This window comes from Mycobacterium lacus (assembly GCF_010731535.1).
Classification (GTDB): domain Bacteria; phylum Actinomycetota; class Actinomycetes; order Mycobacteriales; family Mycobacteriaceae; genus Mycobacterium; species Mycobacterium lacus.
On record NZ_AP022581.1, the window covers coordinates 1406956 to 1430386 of the forward strand.

Genomic DNA, 23431 nt, shown 5'->3' on the forward strand with positions numbered 1-23431 from the left:
GTGTAGTTGCTCGCCGCGGCTGAGGCGGATCACGCGTATCCTGTGGCCATGGCTCCGGGCTTGCTCATGGCCTTGATCTGGCTGATATTCGCGCTGGTGCTGGCCGGCGCGGAGGCGCTGACCGGCGACATGTTCTTGCTGATGCTGGGCGGCGGCGCGTTGGCCGCGGCCGGCAGCAGCTGGGTGATGGACTGGCCGGTCTGGGCCGACGGAGTGGTGTTCCTGATCGTCTCGGTGCTACTGCTGGTGTTGGTTCGGCCCGCGGTTCGCCGCCGTCTGACGCCGGCCGTCGGGGCGCACACGGGGATCCAGGCGCTGGAGGGCAAGAGCGCGTTGGTGCTCGATCGAGTCGCCCGCGATGCCGGCCAGGTCAAGCTTGACGGCCAGGTGTGGACGGCGCGCCCGCTGAACGAGGACGACGTCTATGAACCGGGTGATTCGGTAACCGTCGTGCACATCGAAGGGGCCACCGCGGTGGTCTTCAGAGGCGCGTCACCCCTCTAGCGATAGGAGGAAGTTCCGATGCAAGGTGCAGTCGCCGGCCTGGTTTTCCTGGTCGTCCTGGTGATATTCGCCATCATCGTCGTGGCCAAGTCGGTCGCGTTGATCCCGCAGGCCGAGGCCGCCGTCATCGAACGGCTGGGTCGCTATAGCCGCACGGTCAGCGGGCAGCTGACGTTGCTGGTGCCCTTCATCGACCGCGTGCGTGCGCGGGTGGACCTGCGCGAGCGGGTGGTGTCGTTCCCGCCGCAGCCCGTCATCACCGAGGACAACCTGACCCTGAACATCGACACCGTGGTCTACTTCCAGGTCACGGTCCCGCAGGCGGCCGTCTACGAGATCAGCAACTACATCGTCGGCGTCGAGCAGCTCACCACGACCACGCTGCGCAACGTCGTCGGCGGGATGACGCTGGAACAGACCTTGACCTCCCGCGACCAGATCAACGCCCAGTTGCGCGGCGTCCTCGACGAGGCGACGGGCCGCTGGGGTCTGCGGGTGGCCCGGGTGGAGCTGCGCAGCATCGACCCGCCGCCGTCGATTCAGGCCTCGATGGAAAAGCAGATGAAGGCCGACCGGGAAAAGCGGGCCATGATCCTGACCGCCGAAGGTACTCGGGAGGCCGCGATCAAACAGGCCGAAGGCAACAAGCAGGCACAGATCCTGGCCGCCGAGGGCGCCAAGCAGGCCGCGATCCTGGCCGCCGAGGCCGACCGGCAGTCGCGGATGCTGCGCGCCCAGGGGGAGCGCGCCGCCGCCTACCTGCAGGCGCAGGGGCAGGCCAAGGCGATCGAGAAGACGTTCGCCGCGATCAAGGCCGGCCGGCCCACCCCGGAGATGCTGGCCTACCAGTACCTGCAGACGCTGCCCGAAATGGCGCGGGGTGACGCCAACAAGGTGTGGGTGGTGCCCAGCGATTTCAGCGCGGCGCTGCAGGGGTTCACCAAACTTCTCGGTACCCCAGGCGAGGACGGGGTATTCCGGTTCCAGCCGTCGCCGATGGACGACCTGCCCAAGCACGCCGCCGGTGAGGACGACGCCGAGGTCGCCGACTGGTTCTCCACCGAAACCGATCCCGCGATCGCCCAGGCGGTGGCCAAAGCCGAGGCGATCGCTCGCCAGCCGATGGACGGTCCGCCCGGGGCGCCGCCCGAATTGACTCGGTAGATTCTGCAGATGAGCGTGTTGACTTCACCCAAAACCTATGCGGCGCTTGCCGCTTTCCAGGCTGGCGATGCGGTGGCGTGCGCGATCCCGCTGCCCCTTGTCGCGAAGACCCTGGACGACCTGGGTGTTCCAGAGAATGTCCGCCCGGTGCTGCCGGTGGCCAAGGCCGCCTCCGCGATCGGACTGCTGTCGGTTACCCGATTCCCCGCCTTGGCCAGGCTCACGACCGCGATGCTGACGTTGTATTTCATCCTGGCCGTGGGCGCGCACATCCGGGCGCGGGACAAGGCTGTCAATGCGCTTCCGGCGGCGATGTTCCTGACCACGTTCGCGGTGATGACGGTGAAAGGTCCGGAACGCACTTAGGCGAGGCGCAGCTCGGACTGCGTGGCGCTCACCTGCGACCAGTGGGCGGTTGGGGTCCGGGCGTCGCCGCCGGTGGTTGGCTCGGCCCCGGAGGCTGTGGCGCCGCCGGCCCGCTCGGACCGCCAGGCCCCCGATGCAGCGCAGGAGGCCCACCCGGGAACGGCGCCGGCGGCCGGGGCGCGTGTGGTGCCGGACCGGTAGGCCCCATGCCCAGACCCACCGGGCCGCCCGGCCCAGGTGGCGGGGGGTAACCGAAATGCGACGACGGGGACCCAAACCCCGGTGGCGGACCCGGAGGCCCGAAGCCGAAGGTCCAGATGAAGATCGACGCTGCCGCGGTGACGAACGCCCCGGCCAACAGCCCCACCAGCCCCGCGCCGACCACCACACCGGTCGAGTGGCGGCGTGTTTGGTCAATCGGCTGCTCGTTCCTTGTCGTCGGTGGTCATGGCACTCCCCACGTCGTTGATCGTCGGTCGAACCTGACGCTAGGAGCCGAACTTGAAGTGGATCTGGAGAAACTCGTCGAGTCGCTTCGTCAGGAGTGCGGTGGTGGCAGAGGCGGCGCGGGTAGGACACTCGTCGCCGATGTCGGCGTGCGGCCCGGCGCGGCGGGCGGCCCCGGTGGCGTCGACGTCAGCTGCGACGGATATAGGGGCGGGGGGAGCTCGACGCGGACTTTCCACGTGACGCCGGCTAGCGCGAAGACGGCGAGCGCGCCGAGCACCAAACCCGCCAGCCCGGCGCCGATCACCATGACCGTGGAATGGCGGCGAGCGGGGGCGGCTGGTGGCGGTGCGGGGTTGGTGCTCTGCGAGGTCATGTCGCTCCGATCTCGTTGGTTGTCGGTAATCGAGACGGTAGCGGCAGGCTGATCTCAGCGCGGCGCGTTAACGTGGTTTGTTACGGATTGTCCACGTGCGGGCCGCGCCGGCAGCCGGCCGGTCGCGGGCCGGACCGATCAATTCAGCGTCGGTGCGCCGCGGGTGCTGGTCGTCGAAGACTCCGAGACCATCCGGGAGATGGTCGGCGAGGCGTTGACCGACGTCGGGTACCACACCGACACCCGTTGCGACGGCCACGGATTGGAAGGCCTACTCGAGGGCCTGCGGCCGGACCTGGTGGTGCTCGATGTGATGCTGCCGGGCCGGGATGGGTTCGCGCTCATCGACGTCATCCGCGAATGGGGCGACATCGGCATCGTGTTGATCACCGCCCGCGATGGCCTGCCCGACCGGCTGCGCGGCCTCGACGGCGGCGCCGACGACTATGTGGTCAAGCCGTTCGAACTCGCCGAACTCGTGTCACGGGTCGGGGCGGTGTTGCGCCGACGCGGACGGCTGCCGCAGGTGGTTCAGCTGGGCGACCTGATGCTGGACGTCGATGCGGGTGTCGCCGCGCGCGACGGACACCGGCTGGATCTGACCGCGACCGAGCTGCGGCTGCTCGCGTTTCTCGTTGAACAGCGGGGCCGGATCGTCAGCGCCGGCCAGATCCTGGCTGCGGTGTGGGGCTATGACGGCGACGACGCCAACCTGGTGCAGGTGCACATCAGCGGGTTGCGGCGCAAACTCGAGGCCCACGGGCCGCGCATTCTGCACACCGTCCGCGGCATTGGCTATCGACTGCAGCCGCGGCGGTCATGACGCCCGCCCCGACCGGACCCGCGACTCCAACGCCGTCGCTGCAGCGCCGGGTGACCCTGCTGGCGGTGGCGTTGCCGGCGGTGCTGCTGGTAGTGCTGGGGGTGCGGGGGCGCTGGCCCGGGCGCACGGCGGCGAGTTGGTGTGTTTGCCGCACGACGGCGGCGCCCAATTCCGGCTGAGCCTGCCCACGCATTAGCCATCGAGCCTGCGTCTGCGGCGCCGATCCTGCGTACAAAGACACGTTCGCCGACGATTGGACGCCCTCAGCGCAGACTGGGCGGGAAGGTCGCGTCAGCCGGCGGTGACGACGCTGAGGTTCCACGTGTCCAGCCAGGGCTGCACCAGCTCGGCGACCGAAGACGTGTCCGGGGTCGAGCAGCCAGGGTTGGGGTCGTCGGGCCGCCCACCCCGGATGTGGATGCCGACCGCCGCAGCGGTGCCGTCGTCTTGGATGAGGTAGACCGGTCCGCCGGAATCGCCGCACTGGCTGGCCGCCAGAAACGCCACCTTGCTCGCGCTGATGTCGGTGACCCGCCCGCATTCGGCCCTACCGGTCTTCATGCCGAACTTGCACAGCTGCTGGCCAATTCCTACGTCAGCCATGACACCGGCGACCGGGAGCGACGCGGCGATCGCCGAGGTCCGCGGGACCTTGTCGGAGTCGAGCATGATCAGGCCGATGTCGTGGGCTTCCCCCCGCAGTCCCTCGCTGACCGATTGGCTGAAGGTACCGACCGTCACGTAGCGGTTGTTCCCCGCGTAATTGATGGACGTTTTACTCGCTTGGCCGCCCTTGTTGCAGTGACCGGCGGTGAGCACACCGGCCTGACCGGTGTCCGTTCGCACCAAAAACCCTGCCGTACAGCCCATTCCGCCGGAACCGTCGGCATAGGTGACGGCGATGCCGGCGCCGGGGCCGATGGCACCTACCGCGGGCAAAGGTATGGGTGGCTGCGCCCGACGAGCGGTCCCGCCGGGCAGCCAGATGGCCGCCACAAACGCGGCCGCGCTCAGCAGCGCGGCAACCGACAGCCTCCGGCCATCGGTTCTCAGGCGTTCCGACGGCGGGTAGGGCGGTTCGCGGTTCCGCGTGACTCGATTGGTCACCAACGGCCATACCGCCACCGTCAGACACAGCACCGCCCCGACCAGGAGCAAGACGGTGCGCGTTAGTTCCCGGGCGTCGACCGCTACCATCTCAGTCGTCCCCTCCGGGGACGGACACGGAACAGGTGATTCCAGCCGCCCGGCGGATCCGTCGGTCCAGCGTGACCGATGGCGCGGCCAAGATCTCCGCGAGCGCCACGTATGCGGCGTCGTAGCTGGACAGGGTGGCGCCCAACTCCCAAACGCGCGTCGAGAGCGCGTCGTATGGCCACAGATCGACCGGCAATTCGAGGAGATCGACATGCGCTTGAGCGGCCTGGTTGGCACTGATGACCCCGCTGAGCTCCTGTCGTCTGATGAACCACCACCGCGGATGCGTCGCAGACAATCCGGGCGGTGACCGACGATCGGGGTCTTTAGCAGCGAGGATTGCGGCACCGTCCCGGCGTACGCCCGTGGCGTTCACCCGCGCGCGGGCACGTGCGACGACGGCCTGGGCCGTCGGCTTCTGGGCGGTCGCGATGAGCAGGCCGCGCAGATACTCCTGTAGTGACTGCCCGGCTCGTGCGGCTCGTGCGGCCAACTCGTTGCGGACGTGGTCGGGGACTTCACGAATGGTGATCGCCACCACGCCTGCACAATAGCGTCAATGCAGGCATTATGCAGCCTTGCCGTAATGGGGTTAGCGCGCGATGGCGGGCTCGCGGACGCCCTCGTCGGCGCGCGACGGCCTGGGGTGATGCCGCCGATAATGGCGGAACTCGACCACCAGCCCGGTCAGCCCCACGACGCCGGTGCACACGGACACCAGGATCAGCAGCGGGCTGGCATGACCCGCAACGGCGTCGCCAAGGATCACGACCGCGGCGGTGCCGGGTAGCAGACCGGCCAGCGTGGCCACGGTGTAGGGCAGCAACCGCACGGCCGAGGCGCCGGCGGCATAGTTGAGCGCGGCAAAGGGTACGGCGGGAATCAACCGCAGCGACAAGATGGTCGGCCAGCCCCGCTCGCGCAGGCGCTCGTCCAGCCGGTGGATGGCCCGGTGGCGAACCAGGCGGTTCAGGCGCCATCCGGTCGCCCGCACCAGCAGCATCGCGATCAACGCGCTCGTCGCGCTGCCGATCACCGCGATCGGCACGCCGAACACCGGGCCGAACAACAGCCCGGCGGCCAGCGTGAATGCCGTGCGGGGGACGGGGACCACCGTGACGACGGCGTGCGTGAAAAGGAACGCCAGCGGGAACCAGGGGCCGACCGACGTCGCCCAGTCACGCAACTCCACTGCGGTGGGCAGCGGAACCAGCAATGCCACGGCCACCAACGTTGTGATTCCGACCACTGTCCCCACGATCCGCGGCCGAGACAGCTGGCGCGCCGCGGCGCCGACCGCGGCAGCGATAACGCGCACCGTGTCGGTGGTTTTGCAGATGGCGGGGGCCGTCACGTCTGCCAAGGCTACGTGGCGAAGATGAATATCTCGTTTCCCCGCGCTGGCGTTTCGCCATCGGCCGAGACGGTCGTCGCACCTCGGCGCCCATGCGGGCCGGGCAATCAATTAGCCTGCTTAGTAAGTGGCAATCCCGAAGCAATCCGTGCAATACAGGCAGTTGCTGCGAAAACAGGAGCGGTCGGTGTCCATTGATGTACCCGAGCTCGCCGACCTAGAACAGGTTCGGGGGCGCTGGCGCAGTGCGGTCGCCGGCGTGCTGTCCAAGAGCACGCGGAGTGGTCCCGCCGAATCATTGGCCGGCCAACCCGAGCGGCGGCTGGATACCCCCACGTATGAGGGGTTCGCCATCCGCGCGCTCTACACCGCGTTCGACGAGCTGCCGGAGCCGCCGCTGCCGGGCGAGTGGCCCTATGTGCGTGGCGGTGACGGTTTGCGTGACGTGCATTCCGGCTGGAAGGTTGCCGAGGCGTTTCCCGGGCCCGGCGCGTCGGATGACACGAACGCGGCCGTCCTGGCCGCGCTGAGCGACGGGGTCAGCGCGCTGCTGGTCCGGGTGGGGGAGTCGGGTGTGGCGCCGGACCAGCTCGAGGGGGTGCTCGCGGGCGTCCACTTGAACCTGGCGCCGGTAATCCTCGATGCGGGTGCCGACTACCCGGACGCGTGCGACGTCATGCTGGCGATGCTGGCCCAGCTGGATCCCGACCAGCGCACCACGGTGTCGATCGACCTGGGTGCCGACCCGCTGACCGCGCCGCTGAGCGACCGTCCCGCCCCGTCGATCGAACAAGTCGTCGCGGTCGCCTCGCGGGGGGCCGGCCACCGGGGGGTGCGCGCGATCACCGTCGACGGGCCCGCCTTCCACAACCTCGGCGCCAACGCGACGTGGGAGCTCGCGGCCAGTATCGCCGTCGCGGTGACCTACCTTCGCCTGCTCACCGAATCCGGGCTCCCGGTCGGCCAGGCCCTGCGCCAGATCAGCTTCCGGCTCGCCGCCGATGACGACCAGTTCATGACGCTCGCCAAGATGCGGGCCATGCGCCAGCTGTGGGCGCGGGTCGCCGACGTCGCGGGCGACCCGGAGGGCGGCGCGGCCACCTTGCACGCGGAGACGTCGCTGCCGATGATGACCCAGCGCGACCCGTGGGTGAACATGTTGCGCAGCACGGTGGCCGCCTTCGGCGCGGGCGTCGGCGGCGCCGACACGGTGCTGGTGTTCCCCTTCGACGTGGCAATCCCCGGTGGCTTTCCCGGCATGGCGACCAACTTCGCGCGCCGGATCGCCCGCAACACCCAGCTGCTGCTCTTGGAGGAGTCGCACGTCGGGCGGGTATTGGATCCCGCTGGGGGATCGTGGTTTGTCGAGGACCTCACCGAACAGCTGGCGCAGCGGTCATGGCAGTATTTCCAGGCCATCGAAGCGCGGGCGGCTCACGGCGGATTCGTCGATGCCCGCGACTACATTGCCGGCCAGATCGCCGAGGTTGCGGCGCGCCGCATCGACGACATCGCGCATCGGCGCACCGCGATCACCGGCGTCAACGAATATCCGGATCTTGCCGAACCCCCCCTGCGGCACAGTGATTCGGGATGCCCAGTGCGACGCTACGCGGCGCAATTCGAAGCGCTGCGCGATCGCTCGGACGCCTATCTAGCTCGCACCGGTTCGCGCCCGCGGGCGCTGTTGCTGCCGTTGGGCCCGCTGGCCGAGCACAATATCCGGGCGACGTTCGCGGCAAACCTGCTGGCGTCGGGCGGCATAGCGGCGATTAACCCCGGACCCGTCGACGTCACCGGTGTCGCACAAGCTATTTCCCAAGCGGGGTCGCCGGCTGTTGTGGTGATTTGCGGCACCGACAAGCGCTACCACGACGAGGGCCCCGACATTGTGGCGGCGGCCCGAAGCGCGGGGGTATCACGGGTTTACCTGGTGGGGCCCGAGAAAGCGCTGGGGAAGCCAAAAGGGCCCGCGCACCGGCCCGACGAGTTTCTCACCGCGAAAATCAATGCGGTCCAAGCCCTTTCGAATCTGCTCACCCGGTTGGGAGCCTAGCCACGATGACGACCCCCACACGTGCTATCGGTAGCTTCGCCGATATCCCGCTGCGCGGCGACCGGGCCGTGCAGCCGGCTTCGGCAGCCGCGGTGGACAAGCACGTCGCGGCCGCCGCGTCGGCACACGGGTACACGCCCGATCAGCTGCAGTGGCACACGCCGGAAGGTATCGAGGTCAAACCGGTTTACATTGGCGCCGATCGCCGCGCCGCAGCAGCCGACGGTTACCCACTGAACAGCTTCCCCGGCGAGCCGCCGTATCTGCGCGGCCCCTACCCGACGATGTATGTCAACCAGCCGTGGACCATCCGCCAATACGCCGGGTTCTCCACCGCCGCGGATTCCAATGCGTTTTACCGCCGCAACCTGGCCGCCGGTCAGAAGGGCCTGTCCGTTGCCTTCGACCTGGCCACCCACCGCGGCTACGACTCCGACCACCCCCGGGTTCAGGGTGACGTCGGAATGGCCGGCGTGGCAATCGATTCCATCCTCGACATGCGGCAGTTGTTCGACGGGATCGACCTATCGGCGGTCAGCGTGTCGATGACGATGAACGGCGCCGTGCTGCCGATCCTGGCGCTGTACGTCGTGGCCGCCGAAGAGCAGGGCGTGCCGCCGGAGAAGTTGGCCGGCACCATCCAGAACGACATCCTCAAAGAATTCATGGTCCGCAACACCTACATCTATCCGCCGAAGCCGTCGATGCGGATCATCTCCGACATCTTCGCCTACACCAGCGCCAGGATGCCGAAGTTCAACTCCATTTCGATCTCCGGCTACCACATCCAAGAAGCGGGTGCCACAGCGGATTTGGAGCTGGCGTACACCCTCGCCGACGGCGTCGACTACATCAAGGCCGGCCTGGACGCCGGCTTGGACATCGACACGTTCGCGCCCCGGCTGTCCTTCTTCTGGGGCATCGGGATGAACTTCTTCATGGAGGTGGCCAAGCTGCGGGCCGGCCGGCTGCTGTGGAGCGAGCTGGTCGCACAGTTTGCACCCAAGAACGCCAAATCCCTGTCGTTGCGCACCCACTCGCAGACGTCGGGGTGGTCGCTCACCGCCCAGGACCCTTTCAACAATGTCGCCCGGACCTGCATCGAGGCCATGGCCGCGACCCAGGGCCACACCCAGTCGCTGCACACCAACGCGTTGGACGAGGCGCTGGCATTGCCCACCGACTTCTCGGCGCGGATCGCCCGCAACACCCAGTTGCTGTTGCAGCAGGAGTCGGGCACCACTAGGCCGATCGACCCCTGGGGGGGCTCCTACTACGTGGAGTGGCTGACCCATCAACTGGCGCAACGGGCCCGGGCACACATCCGCGAGGTCGCCGAGCACGGTGGCATGGCCCAGGCCATCAGCGACGGCATCCCGAAGCTGCGCATCGAGGAAGCGGCCGCGCGCACCCAGGCCCGTATCGACTCCGGCCAGCAGCCGGTGATCGGGGTCAACAAGTACCAGGTCGACGAGGACCACGAGATCGAGGTCCTCAAGGTCGAGAACAGCCGCGTGCGCGCCGAGCAGCTGGCCAAATTGCGAGAGCTGCGGGCAAGCCGGGATCAGGCGGCGGTCGACGCCGCGTTGGCCGAGCTGTCTCGTGCCGCCGCCGCACCTGGACTGGGCAACAACCTGCTTGCCTTGGCCATCGACGCGGCCAGGGCCAAAGCCACCGTCGGCGAGATCTCCGACGCCTTGGAGAAGGTCTATGGGCGCCACCAGGCCGAGATCCGTACTATCGCCGGGGTCTACCGTGACGAAGTCAAAGGAGGCGGAAACATCGCCCCCCTTTCTCAAGCCACCCAGCTCGTGGAGAAGTTTGCCGAGGCCGACGGCCGCCGGCCGCGCATCCTGATTGCCAAGATGGGACAGGACGGCCACGACCGCGGTCAGAAGGTGATCGCGACGGCGTTCGCCGACATCGGGTTCGACGTCGACGTCGGATCGCTGTTCTCCACGCCCGAGGAGGTGGCGCGTCAGGCCGCCGACAACGACGTGCACGTGATCGGGGTGTCTTCGCTTGCCGCCGGTCACCTCACGCTGGTGCCGGCGCTGCGCGACGCGCTGGCCGAGGTGGGCAGGCCCGACATCATGATCGTCGTCGGTGGGGTGATCCCACCCGGTGACTTCGACGAGCTGTACGCCGCCGGGGCCACCGCCATCTATCCGCCCGGTACTGTGATCGCCGACGCCGCAATCGGCTTGCTGCACAAGCTCGCCGAGCGGCTGGGATACTCACTGGATTGATGCTGAACCGAGTCCGCGAGCGTAGCGTCACTGCGAAATTCCGCGCGATTTTTCGCAGTGCGGTTACACTCGGCGCGGTCACATGACATCCGAAAACAACGACACGGTCGAGGAATTGGCCGCGGCCGTGCGCCGCGGGGACCGCGCGGCACTGCCGCGGGCCATCACCCTGCTGGAATCCACCCGCGCCGACCATCGTGAGCGGGCTCAGCGCTTGCTGCTGAAATTGCTCCCGGAATCCGGGAACGCCGTTCGGGTAGGCATTACCGGGGTTCCCGGGGTGGGCAAGTCCACCACCATCGAGGCGCTCGGCGTCTACCTGATCGAGCGGGGGCATCGGGTGGCGGTGCTCGCGGTCGACCCGTCGTCGACGCGCACCGGCGGATCGATTCTCGGTGACAAGACCCGGATGGCGCGCCTGGCAGTGCATCCGGATGCCTACATCCGGCCGTCGCCGACGTCGGGCACGCTGGGCGGGGTGGCAAAGGCCACCCGGGAAGCGATTGTCCTGTTGGAGGCCGCGGGATTCGACGTGGTCCTGATCGAGACCGTGGGCGTCGGCCAGTCCGAAGTGGCGGTGGCCAACATGGTCGACACCTTCGTCTTGCTGACCCTGGCGCGTTCCGGTGATCAGTTGCAGGGCATCAAGAAAGGCGTGCTGGAGCTGGCCGACATCGTAGTGGTCAACAAGGCCGACGGGGAGCACGTGGCTGATGCACGGTTGGCCGCACGGGACCTGTCGGCGGCGATCAGGCTGATCCACCCGCGCGAAACACTATGGCGACCACCCGTTCTGACCATGAGCGCGGTGGAGGGGACCGGTCTGACGCAAGTGTGGGACGCGGTCGAACGCCATCGTCAGGCGCTGACCGAAGCTGGAGAGTTCGAAACCCGTCGGCGCGATCAGCAAGTCGACTGGACCTGGCAGATGGTCCGCGACACGGTGCTGGACCGGGTGCTGTCAAACCCCGCGGTGCGCAAGATCCGCGCCGACGTGGAGCGCCAGGTCCGGGCGGGGGAGTTAACCCCCGCTATGGCGGCCCAGCAAATACTGGACGTCGCGTCGACCTAACGGAAAGGTAAATTAATCTTTGTTTGCCATTAAGCAAGTGTCGGATACCAGTAAATTCGAGCCTGTGAAGGTAGACACCCGAGTCGATCGCCGCGCGGTCCCTCCCCACGATGACCCCGACGCGGGTCGTCGTATGTCCGGCGCGGCGGACTCACACTTTGGTTGCGTCGTTCGCTTCTTCGCCAGCATGTTCCCCGCGCGCCGATTCGGTGGTGGGGCGTTGGCGGTGTATCTCGACGGTCAGCCCGTCGTCGACCTATGGACCGGCTGGTCGGACCGCCGCGGGGAGGTGCCGTGGTCGGCGGACACCGCGCCCATGGTCTTCTCGGCGACCAAGGGAATGGCCTCCACCGTCATCCACCGGCTCGTCGACCGGGGGCTGATCGACTACGACGTTCCGGTTGCGCACTACTGGCCGGAGTTCGGTGCCAACGGCAAGTCGGACCTCACCGTCCGCGAGGTGATGAGGCACCGGGCCGGCTTGTCGGGCTTGCGCGGCGCCAAATGGGAAGACTTGCTGGATCACGTCCTCATGGAGGATCGGCTGGCGGCGGCGTCGCCGGGACGCCTGCTGGGCAAACCGGCCTACCACGCCCTGACCTACGGTTGGCTGTTGTCGGGGCTCGCCAGGGCCGTCACCGGAAAGGACATGCGCGTCCTGTTCCGCGAAGAACTCGCCGAGCCGCTGCGCACCGACGGCTTCCACCTGGGCCGGCCACCGGCCGGATCGCCGACGCGGGTCGCCGAGATCATCATGCCGCAGAACATCGTTGGCAATCCGATCATCAACTGTGTGGCACACCGGGTCGCCCATCAGCTGTCCGGCGGATACCGCTCCATGTACTTCCCGGGCATGATGGCCGCGGTCCAGGGTGATATTCCGTTGCTGGACGCCGAGATTCCGGCCGCTAACGGGGTGGTGACGGCTCGTGCGCTCGCACGGATGTACGGAGCGATTGCCAACGGTGGCCAGATCGACGGCACCCAATTCCTGTCACCTGAGCTGGTCGCGGGTCTGACCGGCCGGCGAGACCTCCGGCCGGATCGGAACCTCTTGGTGCCGTTGGCATTCCACCTGGGCTACCACAGTGTGCCCTTCGGGAACGTGATGCCGGGCTTCGGTCATGCCGGGATGGGCGGGTCGGTCGGGTGGACCGACCCCGCGACGGGGGTGGCGTTTGCGTTGGTGCACAACCGGTTGCTGACACCGTTCGTGTTGACCGACCACGCCGGGTTCGCCGCACTCTACGCCCTGATCCGCAGGGCCGCCGCGAAAGCCCGCAAGCGCGGCTTCGAGCCGGTGGCCGAGTTCGGGTCGCCGTTCCGCGAGCCCGGAGCCGTCGCGGGCTGACTCGCCCTGGGGGCTACGAGTCTTCCAGGCGGAAGCCGACCTTCATCGTCACCTGGACATGGCCGATAGCTCCATCCACCAGGTGGCCGCGAATCGAGCCCACCTCGAACCAGTCCAGGCCGCGCATTGTCTGCGCCGCTCGGGCCAGGCCGCCGCGGATTGCCGCGTCCACTCCGTCGGGTGAGGTTCCGACGATCTCGATCACGCGGTAGGTGTGATTGCTCATCGCGTCCCTTTCTCGGATCTGCGGTGAACAGTAGGCCAGGAGAGACATCAAGTGGGTGCAAAACGCCGTCAACGACAACCAGGACTCGGCGCCGCGCCGGACCTTTTCAAACGCGCCAGAGCGTACCCGGGATCACGGTAGGATCTGCTCCGACGAAGTGCGCTGGTGGGGGCCGGGCGTAGCGGATCGTCATCGTTCGAGGGAGGGCGCGGTGTCGTTTGTGATCGCCACCCCGGAAACGGTGGCGGCGGCGGCCGCGGATTTGGTGAATATCGGTTCCGCGATCGACGACGCCAACGCCGCCGCTGCGGCCCTGACCACGGAATTGGTGCCGGCCGCCAAGGACGAGATCTCGGCGGCCATCGCACGGTTGTTCGGCGCGTACGCCCAGGAATATCAGGCCCTCGGCGTCCAGGCGGCCGCGTTTCACGGTCAGTTGGTGCAGGCGCTGAACGCGGGCGCCGGGGCGTACGCCGCCGCCGAGGCCGCCAACGCGTCGCTGCTTCAGACGGCCCAGCAGGATGTGCTGAACGCGGTCAACGCGCCCACTCGTGCGCTGCTGGGACGCCCGCTGATCGGCGACGGCGCCAACGGGACAACCGTCAACGGGGTGGGCCAGCCCGGCGGGGCCGGCGGGATCCTGTACGGAAACGGGGGCAACGGGGGAAACAGCACGAACGTCGGGGTCGCCGGCGGCAACGGGGGAGCCGCCGGGCTCTTCGGCAACGGCGGAACCGGTGGGACCGGCGGACCCGGCGGCAATGGCGGGCTCGGCGGCAACGCCGGGCTGTTCGGCATCGGCGGGGCGGGCGGAACCGGTGGGGCGGGGACGGCCGCCGCCCCGCCCGGCACGGGCGGACCCGGGGGCCTGGGCGGGCTGATCTACGGCACCGGCGGGGCCGGGGGCACCGGCGGTGCCGCTCTGGACGGCAGCATTGGCTACGGCGGCCCCGGTGGGCTCGGCGGCAACGCGCGATTCTTCGGTGCCGGCGGGGCCGGCGGGGCCGGCGGAGTCAACACCGCCAACCCCCTGGGCGTCGGCGGGCCGGGCGGAACCGGTGGCAATGGCGGCATACTGTACGGCGACGGCGGCGCAGGTGGCAATGGCGGCGCTGGCGCTCAGGGGGCCGGACCGGGCGGCGGTGGCGGGGCCGCCGTCGGCACGTTCGGCGGCAGTCCCGGCGCCAATGGCGGCGGGGGCACCGGCACCGTGTCCGCGCCCGCAAGCGGCGGCGGCCCGATTGCGCTCATCATGGGCGGCACCGGGCTCGACGGCGGCACGCTGCGCTCCGGGCTGCCGACTCCGGCGTTCTTTGACGGCGTCGTCAGCCGATTCATCAATCCGTTGTACGGGCCGATCAACTCCATCGGCCTGGCAACCCCCGAGCAATCCGCGCCGAACACCGGGCTTTTCGACCTGAGCCTCACCCAGTCGATCGACGAAGGCGTGAAGGCGTTGCACATCGCGATCACCCAGACCTATGCGGGACAAGACATCGTCGTCCTCGGCTACTCCCAAAGCGCCACTATCGCCTCGCTGGAAATGGACGCACTCGCACAGGCCGGCGTCGATCCCACATCGGTGCACTTCGTGCTGCTGGGCGATCCCAACAATCCCAACGGGGGCTTATATGCGCGACAATTCGGCACCCCGGGTCTGCCGAGCGTGTTCGCACCGACCAACCCGAATACCCCGTTCCAAACCGACATTTACACCATCCAGTACGACGGCTTCGCGCACTTCCCCCGCTATCCCATCAACCTCCTGGCAGACATCAATGCGGGCATGGGAATGGCCTACGCGCACCTGGGCTACGCGTCGCTGACGCCCGAACAACTTGCCAGCGCACAACAACTGGCGACGTCGCCGGGCTACAACGGCAACACCACCTACTACATGATCCCGAGCGAGACCCTGCCGCTCCTGGAGCCGCTGAATCAGCTGCAGCAGGCGGTGCCGATCCTGCGGCCGGTCGTCGAGCCGTTTATCGATTTGACGCAGCCGACCTTGAAGTACGTTGTCGATTTGGGTTACGACGATCCTTTCGCCCCAACGACATACGCGAACGAGGTGACCCCGTTCGGGCTGTTCCCGAACCTCGACCCCGTCAACGTTCTTGTGGGCTTAGACCAGAGCAACGCGGCCGGAATCAACGCCGCTCTGGCCTACTATGGGTTGCCGCCGCTCGCCCACGCCAATGTGCCCGTGCTGATGAATGCGCTGACACAGCTCGATCCGGCCTTGGCGCAACAGTGCGGTGAAGCGCGTGCCGAATTCTTCGCATCGGCGGCTACCGACCTCAGCAACTGGCTGAACGGCGCGACGGGCGGCGCCGCTCAGCAAATGGTCAATAACATCGGCATCTATACCGCTTCCTTCACCTACCAAATCGTGCATCCTTCGTGGGTGGGGGCAATCCTCGAGTCGTTGAAATGACGCCGTCGCGTGCGAGCGATACCTACACTCATGTGATGCTTACCGAGCTTCGCAGCGCGTTGGCTGCCGGGGGATTGGCGAGGAAAATCCGCAGGAACCATCTCACCTATCTGAGTTACGAAAGGCTCGCCAGTTTGAAGCTTGCCGCCGACGAAGTCCGCGGCGTGCCGGGAGCGGTCATCGAGTGCGGTGTCGCCCTGGGAGGCTCGGGAATCTTACTCGCCAGAGCCCTCAAAGACCGAGAATTTCACGGCTACGACGTGTTCGGCCAAATTCCTCCGCCGGGGCCGGATGACCCGTCCGAGGCACACGAGCGGTATGCGGTGATCGCCTCCGGCCAGTCCGAGGGGTTAGCCGGGGACACGTATTACGGATACCTGGGCGATCTGCTGCCCCGGGTGTCCGCATCGTTCACCAGGTACGGTGTGCGGCCGCACCTGCACCCGGGGCTGTTCGAGGACACGTTGAACCCCGACTGGCCGATCGCTTTGGCGCACCTAGACTGTGACTGGTATGACCCCGTCAAGCTCTGCCTGGAACGGATCACGCCCTGGCTGACGACGGGCGCGCGGGTGATTATCGACGACTATTTCGTCTACGGTGGCGCCAAGAAGGCCACCGACGAACACCTCAACGCGTATCCCGGATTCACGACCGTGCGGGAGGCGGGTCATCTGGTGCTCGGCTACGCTGCCGCCGTCGGATAGCCGAGCGACCGCCCTAGTCGGGGCCAGGCCGTCGCAGCACGCAGCGGTAGTTCTTCGGCATGCCCATGCCGGTGATCTTGAATCTGGTGTCCAGGAACCCGAAAACCAAGGACAGCACGAAAAAGACGAGTTGAACGGGCAGCCATATCATCGGCAAGTTATTGCTTGCCATCATCAGCTGATAGCTGATGGTGCCGTAGTACCCCTCAAGCCATTCGAGTGACTCCACGGTGAAGCCGGCTTCGGCGGCCATGTGCCGCCATGCGAACTGCGTATAGCGATAGAAGTCATAGGGCACCTCGTGTTCTTCGTAGCAGAGCGGTGCGCTGAGCCACGCTTGCCCACCAGGCTTCAGTACGCGCCTGATCTCGCGAAGGACGGGCAGCGGATCGGGGATGTGCTCCAACACCTGGCTGCAGAGCACGAGATCATACGTCTCGTCAGCCATCGGGAGTTCCTCGAGCCGACAAACGTAGTCGAGATGAGAGTACTCCTTGTCGACCTCGCCGAAGTCGGCAGTCTCGTACGTGACATGCTCGAAGTGCTTGCGATACGGCGCAATTCCCGCCCCGGCGTCCAGCACACGGAACGACTTGCCGGTACCCACCCGGCCGGCTTCGGCGATCCATCGGTCCAGGTGCCAACGTGAAGAACTGAACAGCGTCGGGAAGACAAGCAAGCGCCGGACCACGACGAAAGCTTATATATCGGATACATCGGCTGTACGGGTGGCCACCGCCTCAGCGGCGCTGCGAAAAAACGAACAACCGATTGCCGATACAGCTCTCCACCGAGAGTTGTTCATAGCCTCGTTCTTGGAAGAGTGAGCGAAGCTCGTGTTCGCGATAGTTGTTCATCCAACCACCCCGCAGACGCCCACGAGTCTCGCGCATGCCACGCAGCGAATACCGTTGGGATTCCAAGCAAACATACGAGACCACGCAGACCGGGATCTGCTTCGCCAGCCAATCGAGCACCGAGGGCACGTCGCGCAGGTATTCCAGCACCCCCAGCATCACGGCGACGTCGTAAACGCCGGCGCCCAGGTCTGGCAGCGGCCTCTCGTTGAGATTGCAAACGAGAGTCCCCGGCCCCCGGTCGACGATGTCGGATGGCACATAGGCGCAAGACGGGTCGAGGGATTGCTCGAGGGTTCGATTGCCCGCTCCAAACTCGATGACACGACTGCGGTTTGGCACCAGCTCGGCGGCCCGCGCGGTCCGGGGCTCCCACGACGCCTCGAAGCTGGTGGGATCGGACCAGCGCTGGTAGTCGGTCTTCCGGAGAAACGTGGCGAGTCCCCTCAGCACGGTGCAGGCTCCCTACTGCGCATTGACCTAGGTCGCGGTCGCCGCGACTAGCGACTTGAACCGGGTATAGACATGATCTGCCTGCGCGATCTGCGCTTTAGCCGCCGAATGCATGTGGTCGCGATCGGATTCGCTAGCGTCCCAAGCACGATCGATGGCGTCCGACAGCTCGCGCTCGAAGCATGGCCCCGGTCGCACGATATGACAGCCACCCGGGAACTGCGCGCCGAGGCCCGCGAACTTGAGGTCGTAGTAGCGCGAATTGGTCACGCAAACCGCGGGTACTCCAGCGGCGAGACCAAAGACGGCGGCGTGGTAACTCGCTGTGACGACCACCCGGCAGCGGGCGGCACGCTCGGCGAGTTCCTCCGGCGTGAGGATGTCGTCGGCGTCGCGCCGCGCACCGTTCTCCCTGCCTGAAGCTCCGTTCTGTATGGCGTCCAGGTCGAACGTAGTTTGGTAGCGCGACACCGGTAACGGTAAGGCGGTTACGCCACGGCGACTGGCTGATTCAGCGGTAACCACGCCGGCTCGGCTGGCGAGGCCGCTGTCGATCTCACTGTACGGAGCGACCCGCATGTTGAGGCCAATGGCGGTCCCCGTTGGTGGTCGTTCCGGGGTCGTCGCCAAGAGGAGTGCGTCGTCCCCCGTCACGTGAATGAGCTCTGGGTTCACTCGACGAGCTCGCAACACGGGAACGGAGCCCAATCCTTCGCGAAGGCCGATGACGAGAAGCCGTGGCATGATGCGCGTGACCAGGCGGGTGAGCTTTGGATGGGTTAGCGGCCCAATGCCCTGGCTGAACATTGCGGTCGGCTTACCGAGTCGCTGCGCCAGGCTCAGGAGGGTCAGGACCCGCTTCCCGTGAAACCAGAAGACGTCGTTGATGAACCCGCCGCCGCTGGATACGACGAGATCCGCACGCCATAGGGCCCCGGGGAGTCGGCGCGAGTCGGAACGGCGGGACTTGCGAGGGGAGATGTCCGGCGTGACCGCGGTAGCGCCCGGACAGAACTGCCTCAGCCGTTGCGGTGAGCGCGTCAGCACGTCAATGTCGGCGTTCGGCCAGAGATTTTTGAGCCGGCCGACGCATACCTGAAGCATCGCAACGTCACCCAGGTTGAGCAGCTCGTATCCGCTCTGGTCGACCAGTATCCGCACGACAACGTCCTCCTCAAGATCCTCGAATCCGAGGCGGGCGGGGCATGCTGCAGATCGCGCGCGGATCCACTGCCCGCACACCATGGGCCCCCCGCATCGAAATCGACTTCTAGTGCCTGAAGTCATCAGCAGCCTAGCGGGTCGGCTGCATCCATGGTCGAAAATTGCGCGGGGCGTTCGAAGGGGCTGTGCCTGCCTATCCGGGGACGCGACCCCTGACCCTTCCCAGCTGACGCCTGATTCGGGCGGAGTGGACATACACCTGCGCCCTCCAGTCCGACATTTCGGTGGCGAGCCTGCTCTTGAGCCGTCGCCAGGCAGTCTGGGCCCAGTGGTGCCGCAGGGCCGCCATCGCGAACCTCGGGTGCTGCGCGATGGCGTCCAGGAGCACGGCGCGACCCTCCGGGCCCGGTACCTTCGCGATCTGGCGGAGGATGTAGTCGACCTGCTCGCCCAGGATCTCCTCGCGCGCGGGATCCTCGGAGAACAACCCAAGCATCACGTCGAACGTCGCCGCATGCCCGAGACCATGCGACAGCCAGAACTTCGCGGGGTCCACGACCGCGTCGGAAAACATGCCCTCATGATGGCGTCTGTAGACGGCCATCGTCTCCGGCAGCATGGCGATGTCGCCGTGGACTGCGTGCAGTACGTGCAGGTAGTAGTCGACACACGCGCTGGCGGCCGGGACGTCGTCGTAGCGCCGGAGGCGGCGGTACATGACCGAGGTGTTCTGGATGAAGTTCCGCCTTAGCAGCTCCTCCAGGCTCAGGTCGCGGCGCCAGTAGACCGGTGGGAACTCGTAATCGTCGGCCTGGCCGCCTTCCCAGACCACCCGCACCGGATGGAAGCACACCGTCGTCTCCGGATGCCGGTCGAGGAACGCCACCTGCTTGCTGAGCTTCGTCGGATCGGTCCAGTAGTCGTCCCCCTCGCACCACGCGACGTACTCGCCGCGGGTAGCCGCGAAGGCGCCGATCAGGTTCGCCTTGTAGCCGACGTTCTCGGACCGGAAGATCGGCCGGAACAGGTGCGGGTGGCGGTCAGCGTACTCCCGGATTATCGCTGGCGTGGCATCGGTCGACGCATCGTCGGCGACGACAATTTCCACCGGGAAGTCGGTCTGCTGGGCGACAACGCCGTCGAACGTCTGGCGGACGTAGGCCTGCTGGTTGTAGGTGGTCGACACCACGCTCACCTTGGGTGGGTTCGCTGCTGTCTTGTCGGTCACTGTGAGCTCCCTTCCTGCGCGACGGCCAGGATCCGTGCGACGTCGTGAGCCATGTCGGGCAGGTCGGCCAACTCTACGAGTTCGGGGTTCGCCACGAAGAATTGGATGCAAATGTTCCTCGCGAAGCATAGCGATGGCGTCGGCAGCCCATGTGCGTCCGGGCCAATCACCGAATTCTCGCCACAACGACCGGCGTAATCTGCAAAACTTCGTGCGACGGGAAACCTGGGATGCAAGGTCCGGCGCCCCGTCGTGGACGGCCGGGGGAGTATGTGTGGAAACCAGCGTTCGATGTGCGACGGGGCACGATCGCTGCCGTCCGGGCGCGGCCGGTGGCGCGCGTCGGACGCTCGCGCGCACCCATGTCCGCTTGAGCGCCCTCGTCAGCTCTTTGTGATCGAAAAGGAAAATGATGCTGGGGACAGTTAAAGAGTTCGCGCCGAAGTCGCCCGTTGACCTGTTCAATGTCATGAAGTATTCGCGATGGCGACTGCCCTTTCGTCAGAAATATCAGTCGTTCGTTGAGAACAAATACGGAATCGAGATCGGCGGCCCCAGTGCATTGTTCAAAACCGTGCTGCCGCTCTATCAATTCGTTGGCGGACTGGATGGAGTCAACTTCTCCGCCGATACGGTCTGGGAGGGTCGCATCGAGGCCGGCGGGAAGTTCAACTATGGTGGCGATAGATCCGGCCATCAATTCATTTCCGAAGCGACTGACCTCAGCGGAATCCCAACTGCGCAATACGATTTCCTGCTGTCTTCGAACTGTCTGGAGCACGTTGCCAACCCCATCAAAGCTCTTACGGAATGGCGACGGGTGATCAAAGGTGGTGGCGCCCTGGTATTGGTTCTTCCCAACCAGAAAAGCAACTTCGACCACCGGCGCCCGGTCACGAAGTTCGACCATCTGCTCGACGACTTCACCCGCGATGTCGGGGAGGATGATCTCACCCACCTGGATGAAATCTTGACGCTGCACGACCTGAGCATGGACCCGCCCGCGGGCACCCCGGAACAATTTAGGGCACGCAGCCTGAAAAATTATCAGAACCGAACTCTTCATCATCACGTTTTTGATGTTCCCCTGATCGAGCAAGTGCTCGATCACGTGGGCTTTGCGATCGTGGACATCACGACCACCAAGACCGACTTCTTCGCCCTCGCAACGAAGAATCTCGAGGCCGATCTCGCCTCCGAATGATGATCCATCACCGAGCGTCTGAGATCACCGGTGCACTGCTGAACAGGCTCCGCAACGAAACCGAGCGCAGCTCGTACCGGGCTGCTCAGCGCTACCGCCGAGACGGCGACGCTTTAGGCTTCGTGTGCGAAACCCACCGGGAGCTGCCGGCGCAGCCTCCGCCCGATCGGCGCACGCTGGTCTTGTTCGCACACTTCGATCCCCAGGGTGTTGTCGATCCCTACGTCGTCTACTACCTACAGGCGCTGCACGGGTTGGGAGCCACGATCGTTTTCGTCTCCGGCTCACCCAGCCTCACGCCGGAGTCGGTGGCTCCCATCCGCGAGTTGTGTGCCGGCATTTACACCCGGCGCACGCTGTCGCTGGACTTCGGCTCGTGGCATCTCGCCTGGTGCATCCTGCGGCGGCGCGGCTGGTCGCTGGATCAGTTCGACCGCCTCGTGATCGCCAACGACAGCGTGTACGGGCCGTTGTTTCCCATCGAAGAGATGTGGGGCTCGTTTCACGATGCCGACATGTACGGCGCCATCGAAAGCACCGTGCAGCACCCCCACCTCCAATCCTTTTTTCTCGCCTGGGACCTCAACTCGCGCACCCGCTCCTTCCTCAACGACGTCTGGGAGGGCTTCCAGTACACGATCGACAAGCTCCTCCTCATCCGGCGGTACGAGGTCGGCTTGTCCACGGGTGCTCGCACAGCAGGACTCAGCCTCAAACCATTCCTCTCCGCGGCCGCCATCAAAGCGACGTATCCGCTCTCGCCGGCGCATGAGCGCGCCACGGTGTTGTCCAACAGGCGATCCGTCAACAACGCCATTTTCTTTTGGGACGGCTTGATCGAGCATCTGCGGTTCCCATTTCTCAAGACGAGCTTGCCCCGCCACAACACACCGTGGCAGGACTCCATCCCGCGTCTGCGCGAGTTCATCGAGCAGCACACCGCGTACCCATACGAACTCATCCAATCGAACGTGGACCGGCTCGGCCTTGGAGAGGCTACCTGGGTCAGGCCAAGCGACACCGCCCAGCGAATCCGAATATGGCTCGAGGCCCACAGCGTGTGATGGCAACCCGATTCAGCGCTTCGAAATTGCTATGGGAGTCGCCGTGAAACTCCGTGACACGCTGCGCAGGGAAGCCGAGCGTACGAGGGCCGCGATGCGCTACCGCCGGGATGGCGACGCCTTGGGCTTCGTGTGCGAAACCCACCGGGAGCTGCCGGCGCAGCCTCCGCCCGATCGGCGCACGCTGGTCTTGTTCGCACACTTCGATCCCCAGGGTGTTGTCGATCCCTACGTCGCCTACTACCTGGAGGCGCTGCACGGGTTGGGAGCCACGATCGTTTTCGTCTCCGGCTCGCCCAGCCTCACGCCGGAGTCGGTGGCTCCCATCCGCGAGTTGTGTGCCGGCATTTACACCCGGCGCACGCTGTCGCTGGACTTCGGCTCGTGGCATCTCGCCTGGTGCATCCTGCGGCGGCGCGGCTGGTCGCTGGATCAGTTCGACCGCCTCGTGATCGCCAACGACAGCGTGTACGGGCCGTTGTTTCCCATCGAAGAGATGTGGGGCTCGTTTCACGATGCCGACATGTACGGCGCCATCGAAAGCACCGAGCTATTGAACGCCCACCTCCAGTCTTTTTTTCTGGCCTGGGATCTCAACTCGCGCACCCGCCCCTTCCTCAACGACTTCTGGAACGGCTTCCAGTACATCGTCCACAAACGCGTGCTTATCTGGCGATACGAGATCGGCTTGTCCAGGCGCGCCCGTAAAGCCGGGCTTCGCATCAAACCGTTCGTCTCCGCGGACACCATCAAAGCAACTTACGGGCGCTCGCCGGGGCATCAGTGGGCCAGCAGGTTCTCCATGTCCCTCAACAACACCATTTACTTTTGGGACGGCCTGATCGAACACCTGCGGTTCCCGTTCCTCAAGACGGTCCTGCCGCGCTACAACACGCCGTGGCACCACTCCATGGCGGACCTAGCGGACTTCATCGGGCGGCACACCAGTTACCCGTACGAACTCATCCAATCGAACGTCGACAGGCTGGGCTGCGGCGAGCCTGCGTGGGTGCGGCCCGCCCGTCACACCATCATGGCGGATAGGCTCGTCGACGCGATCCTGGATCTGACCGCGCCTGTTCGTGGCGCCAACCGCCCGATGACTTCCCGCCGTTGGCCGCGCCCATAGCTC

General features: G+C 66.3%; 23 protein-coding genes. 14 read left to right on the forward strand and 9 right to left on the reverse strand.

Going from position 1 to position 23431, the window contains the following annotated elements; all coding sequences use genetic code 11:
- Positions 1 to 60: 60 nt before the first annotated feature.
- From G6N24_RS06625 to G6N24_RS06635, 3 genes are read left to right on the forward strand one after another with little or no spacing between them, the layout of a single operon-like run.
- Positions 61 to 504, forward strand: coding sequence for an NfeD family protein (locus tag G6N24_RS06625; RefSeq protein ID WP_085163053.1), 444 nt, complete (start codon positions 61 to 63; stop codon positions 502 to 504).
- A gap of 18 nt (positions 505 to 522) precedes the next feature.
- A complete protein-coding gene (locus G6N24_RS06630; RefSeq protein WP_085163003.1) occupies positions 523 to 1668 on the forward strand; it encodes an SPFH domain-containing protein in 1146 nt (381 codons plus the stop codon).
- 9 nt (positions 1669 to 1677) lie between these two features.
- Positions 1678 to 2034 (forward strand): DoxX family protein, encoded by a 357-nt coding sequence (locus tag G6N24_RS06635; protein WP_085163002.1) that lies wholly within the window; start codon positions 1678 to 1680, stop codon positions 2032 to 2034.
- A gap of 538 nt (positions 2035 to 2572) precedes the next feature.
- Here G6N24_RS06635 and G6N24_RS06640 read toward each other — a convergent pair.
- On the reverse strand, positions 2573 to 2857 hold the full coding sequence (locus tag G6N24_RS06640; RefSeq protein ID WP_139822640.1) for a hypothetical protein: 285 nt from the start codon (positions 2855 to 2857) through the stop codon (positions 2573 to 2575).
- A gap of 163 nt (positions 2858 to 3020) precedes the next feature.
- Here G6N24_RS06640 and G6N24_RS06645 point away from each other — a divergent pair, with 163 nt between their 5' ends.
- On the forward strand, positions 3021 to 3680 hold the full coding sequence (locus G6N24_RS06645) for a response regulator transcription factor (protein ID WP_085163000.1): 660 nt from the start codon (positions 3021 to 3023) through the stop codon (positions 3678 to 3680).
- Positions 3677 to 3859 carry a hypothetical protein gene (locus G6N24_RS06650; protein WP_163745363.1) on the forward strand — a complete coding sequence of 61 codons (183 nt, stop codon included), beginning with the start codon at positions 3677 to 3679 and terminating at the stop codon, positions 3857 to 3859. Before G6N24_RS06645 ends, G6N24_RS06650 begins: the two co-directional genes overlap by 4 nt.
- Positions 3860 to 3971: 112 nt before the next feature.
- Here the strand turns inward: G6N24_RS06650 and G6N24_RS06655 are convergent, their stop codons facing one another.
- The 3 genes from G6N24_RS06655 to G6N24_RS06665 are packed head-to-tail and all read right to left on the reverse strand — an operon-like array spanning position 3972 to position 6231.
- Positions 3972 to 4877, reverse strand: coding sequence for a S1 family peptidase (locus G6N24_RS06655; protein WP_085162998.1), 906 nt, complete (start codon positions 4875 to 4877; stop codon positions 3972 to 3974).
- A 1-nt stretch (position 4878) separates the two neighbouring features.
- Positions 4879 to 5418: a type II toxin-antitoxin system VapC family toxin gene (locus G6N24_RS23975; RefSeq protein WP_197743112.1), complete on the reverse strand. Its 540-nt coding sequence runs from the start codon at positions 5416 to 5418 to the stop codon at positions 4879 to 4881.
- A 51-nt stretch (positions 5419 to 5469) separates the two neighbouring features.
- Positions 5470 to 6231, reverse strand: coding sequence for a TVP38/TMEM64 family protein (locus tag G6N24_RS06665; protein ID WP_085162997.1), 762 nt, complete (start codon positions 6229 to 6231; stop codon positions 5470 to 5472).
- 187 nt (positions 6232 to 6418) lie between these two features.
- Here G6N24_RS06665 and mutA point away from each other — a divergent pair, with 187 nt between their 5' ends.
- The 4 genes from mutA to lipL all read left to right on the forward strand — a co-directional run bounded on the left by mutA (position 6419) and on the right by lipL (position 12959).
- Positions 6419 to 8287, forward strand: coding sequence for a methylmalonyl-CoA mutase small subunit (mutA, locus tag G6N24_RS06670; protein ID WP_085163052.1), 1869 nt, complete (start codon positions 6419 to 6421; stop codon positions 8285 to 8287).
- Between the two features lie 5 nt (positions 8288 to 8292).
- Complete coding sequence (gene scpA, locus G6N24_RS06675; protein WP_085162996.1) at positions 8293 to 10536, forward strand: methylmalonyl-CoA mutase; 2244 nt, start codon at positions 8293 to 8295, stop codon at positions 10534 to 10536.
- 82 nt (positions 10537 to 10618) lie between these two features.
- Positions 10619 to 11608 (forward strand): methylmalonyl Co-A mutase-associated GTPase MeaB, encoded by a 990-nt coding sequence (gene meaB, locus G6N24_RS06680; RefSeq protein ID WP_085162995.1) that lies wholly within the window; start codon positions 10619 to 10621, stop codon positions 11606 to 11608.
- A 64-nt stretch (positions 11609 to 11672) separates the two neighbouring features.
- Positions 11673 to 12959, forward strand: a complete 1287-nt coding sequence (gene lipL, locus G6N24_RS06685) for an esterase/beta-lactamase LipL (protein WP_085162994.1) — start codon at positions 11673 to 11675, stop codon at positions 12957 to 12959.
- Between the two features lie 13 nt (positions 12960 to 12972).
- On the opposite strand, the gene G6N24_RS06690 is transcribed toward lipL, so the two are convergent.
- A complete protein-coding gene (locus tag G6N24_RS06690) occupies positions 12973 to 13185 on the reverse strand; it encodes a dodecin (protein WP_085162993.1) in 213 nt (70 codons plus the stop codon).
- A 211-nt stretch (positions 13186 to 13396) separates the two neighbouring features.
- Here G6N24_RS06690 and G6N24_RS06695 point away from each other — a divergent pair, with 211 nt between their 5' ends.
- Complete coding sequence (locus G6N24_RS06695; RefSeq protein WP_163745432.1) at positions 13397 to 15622, forward strand: PE family protein; 2226 nt, start codon at positions 13397 to 13399, stop codon at positions 15620 to 15622.
- Between the two features lie 35 nt (positions 15623 to 15657).
- Positions 15658 to 16329 carry a TylF/MycF/NovP-related O-methyltransferase gene (locus G6N24_RS06700; RefSeq protein ID WP_085162554.1) on the forward strand — a complete coding sequence of 224 codons (672 nt, stop codon included), beginning with the start codon at positions 15658 to 15660 and terminating at the stop codon, positions 16327 to 16329.
- 13 nt (positions 16330 to 16342) lie between these two features.
- Here G6N24_RS06700 and G6N24_RS06705 read toward each other — a convergent pair whose 3' ends face one another.
- The 4 genes from G6N24_RS06705 to G6N24_RS06720 form a co-directional block, all read right to left on the reverse strand.
- Complete coding sequence (locus G6N24_RS06705; protein WP_085162528.1) at positions 16343 to 17020, reverse strand: class I SAM-dependent methyltransferase; 678 nt, start codon at positions 17018 to 17020, stop codon at positions 16343 to 16345.
- 49 nt (positions 17021 to 17069) lie between these two features.
- A complete protein-coding gene (locus G6N24_RS06710; RefSeq protein ID WP_085162527.1) occupies positions 17070 to 17639 on the reverse strand; it encodes a class I SAM-dependent methyltransferase in 570 nt (189 codons plus the stop codon).
- Positions 17640 to 17666: 27 nt separating this feature from the next.
- Positions 17667 to 18800 (reverse strand): polysaccharide pyruvyl transferase family protein, encoded by a 1134-nt coding sequence (locus tag G6N24_RS06715; protein WP_163745433.1) that lies wholly within the window; start codon positions 18798 to 18800, stop codon positions 17667 to 17669.
- 196 nt (positions 18801 to 18996) lie between these two features.
- Complete coding sequence (locus G6N24_RS06720) at positions 18997 to 19998, reverse strand: glycosyltransferase (protein WP_169716102.1); 1002 nt, start codon at positions 19996 to 19998, stop codon at positions 18997 to 18999.
- 445 nt (positions 19999 to 20443) lie between these two features.
- Here G6N24_RS06720 and G6N24_RS06725 point away from each other — a divergent pair, with 445 nt between their 5' ends.
- The 3 genes from G6N24_RS06725 to G6N24_RS06735 are packed head-to-tail and all read left to right on the forward strand — an operon-like array spanning position 20444 to position 23428.
- Positions 20444 to 21235 carry a class I SAM-dependent methyltransferase gene (locus G6N24_RS06725; RefSeq protein WP_163745434.1) on the forward strand — a complete coding sequence of 264 codons (792 nt, stop codon included), beginning with the start codon at positions 20444 to 20446 and terminating at the stop codon, positions 21233 to 21235.
- Positions 21235 to 22299, forward strand: a complete 1065-nt coding sequence (locus tag G6N24_RS06730; RefSeq protein WP_163745435.1) for a rhamnan synthesis F family protein — start codon at positions 21235 to 21237, stop codon at positions 22297 to 22299. Before G6N24_RS06725 ends, G6N24_RS06730 begins: the two co-directional genes overlap by 1 nt.
- A gap of 43 nt (positions 22300 to 22342) precedes the next feature.
- Positions 22343 to 23428, forward strand: coding sequence for a rhamnan synthesis F family protein (locus G6N24_RS06735; RefSeq protein ID WP_163745436.1), 1086 nt, complete (start codon positions 22343 to 22345; stop codon positions 23426 to 23428).
- The last annotated feature ends 3 nt before the right edge of the window (positions 23429 to 23431 follow it).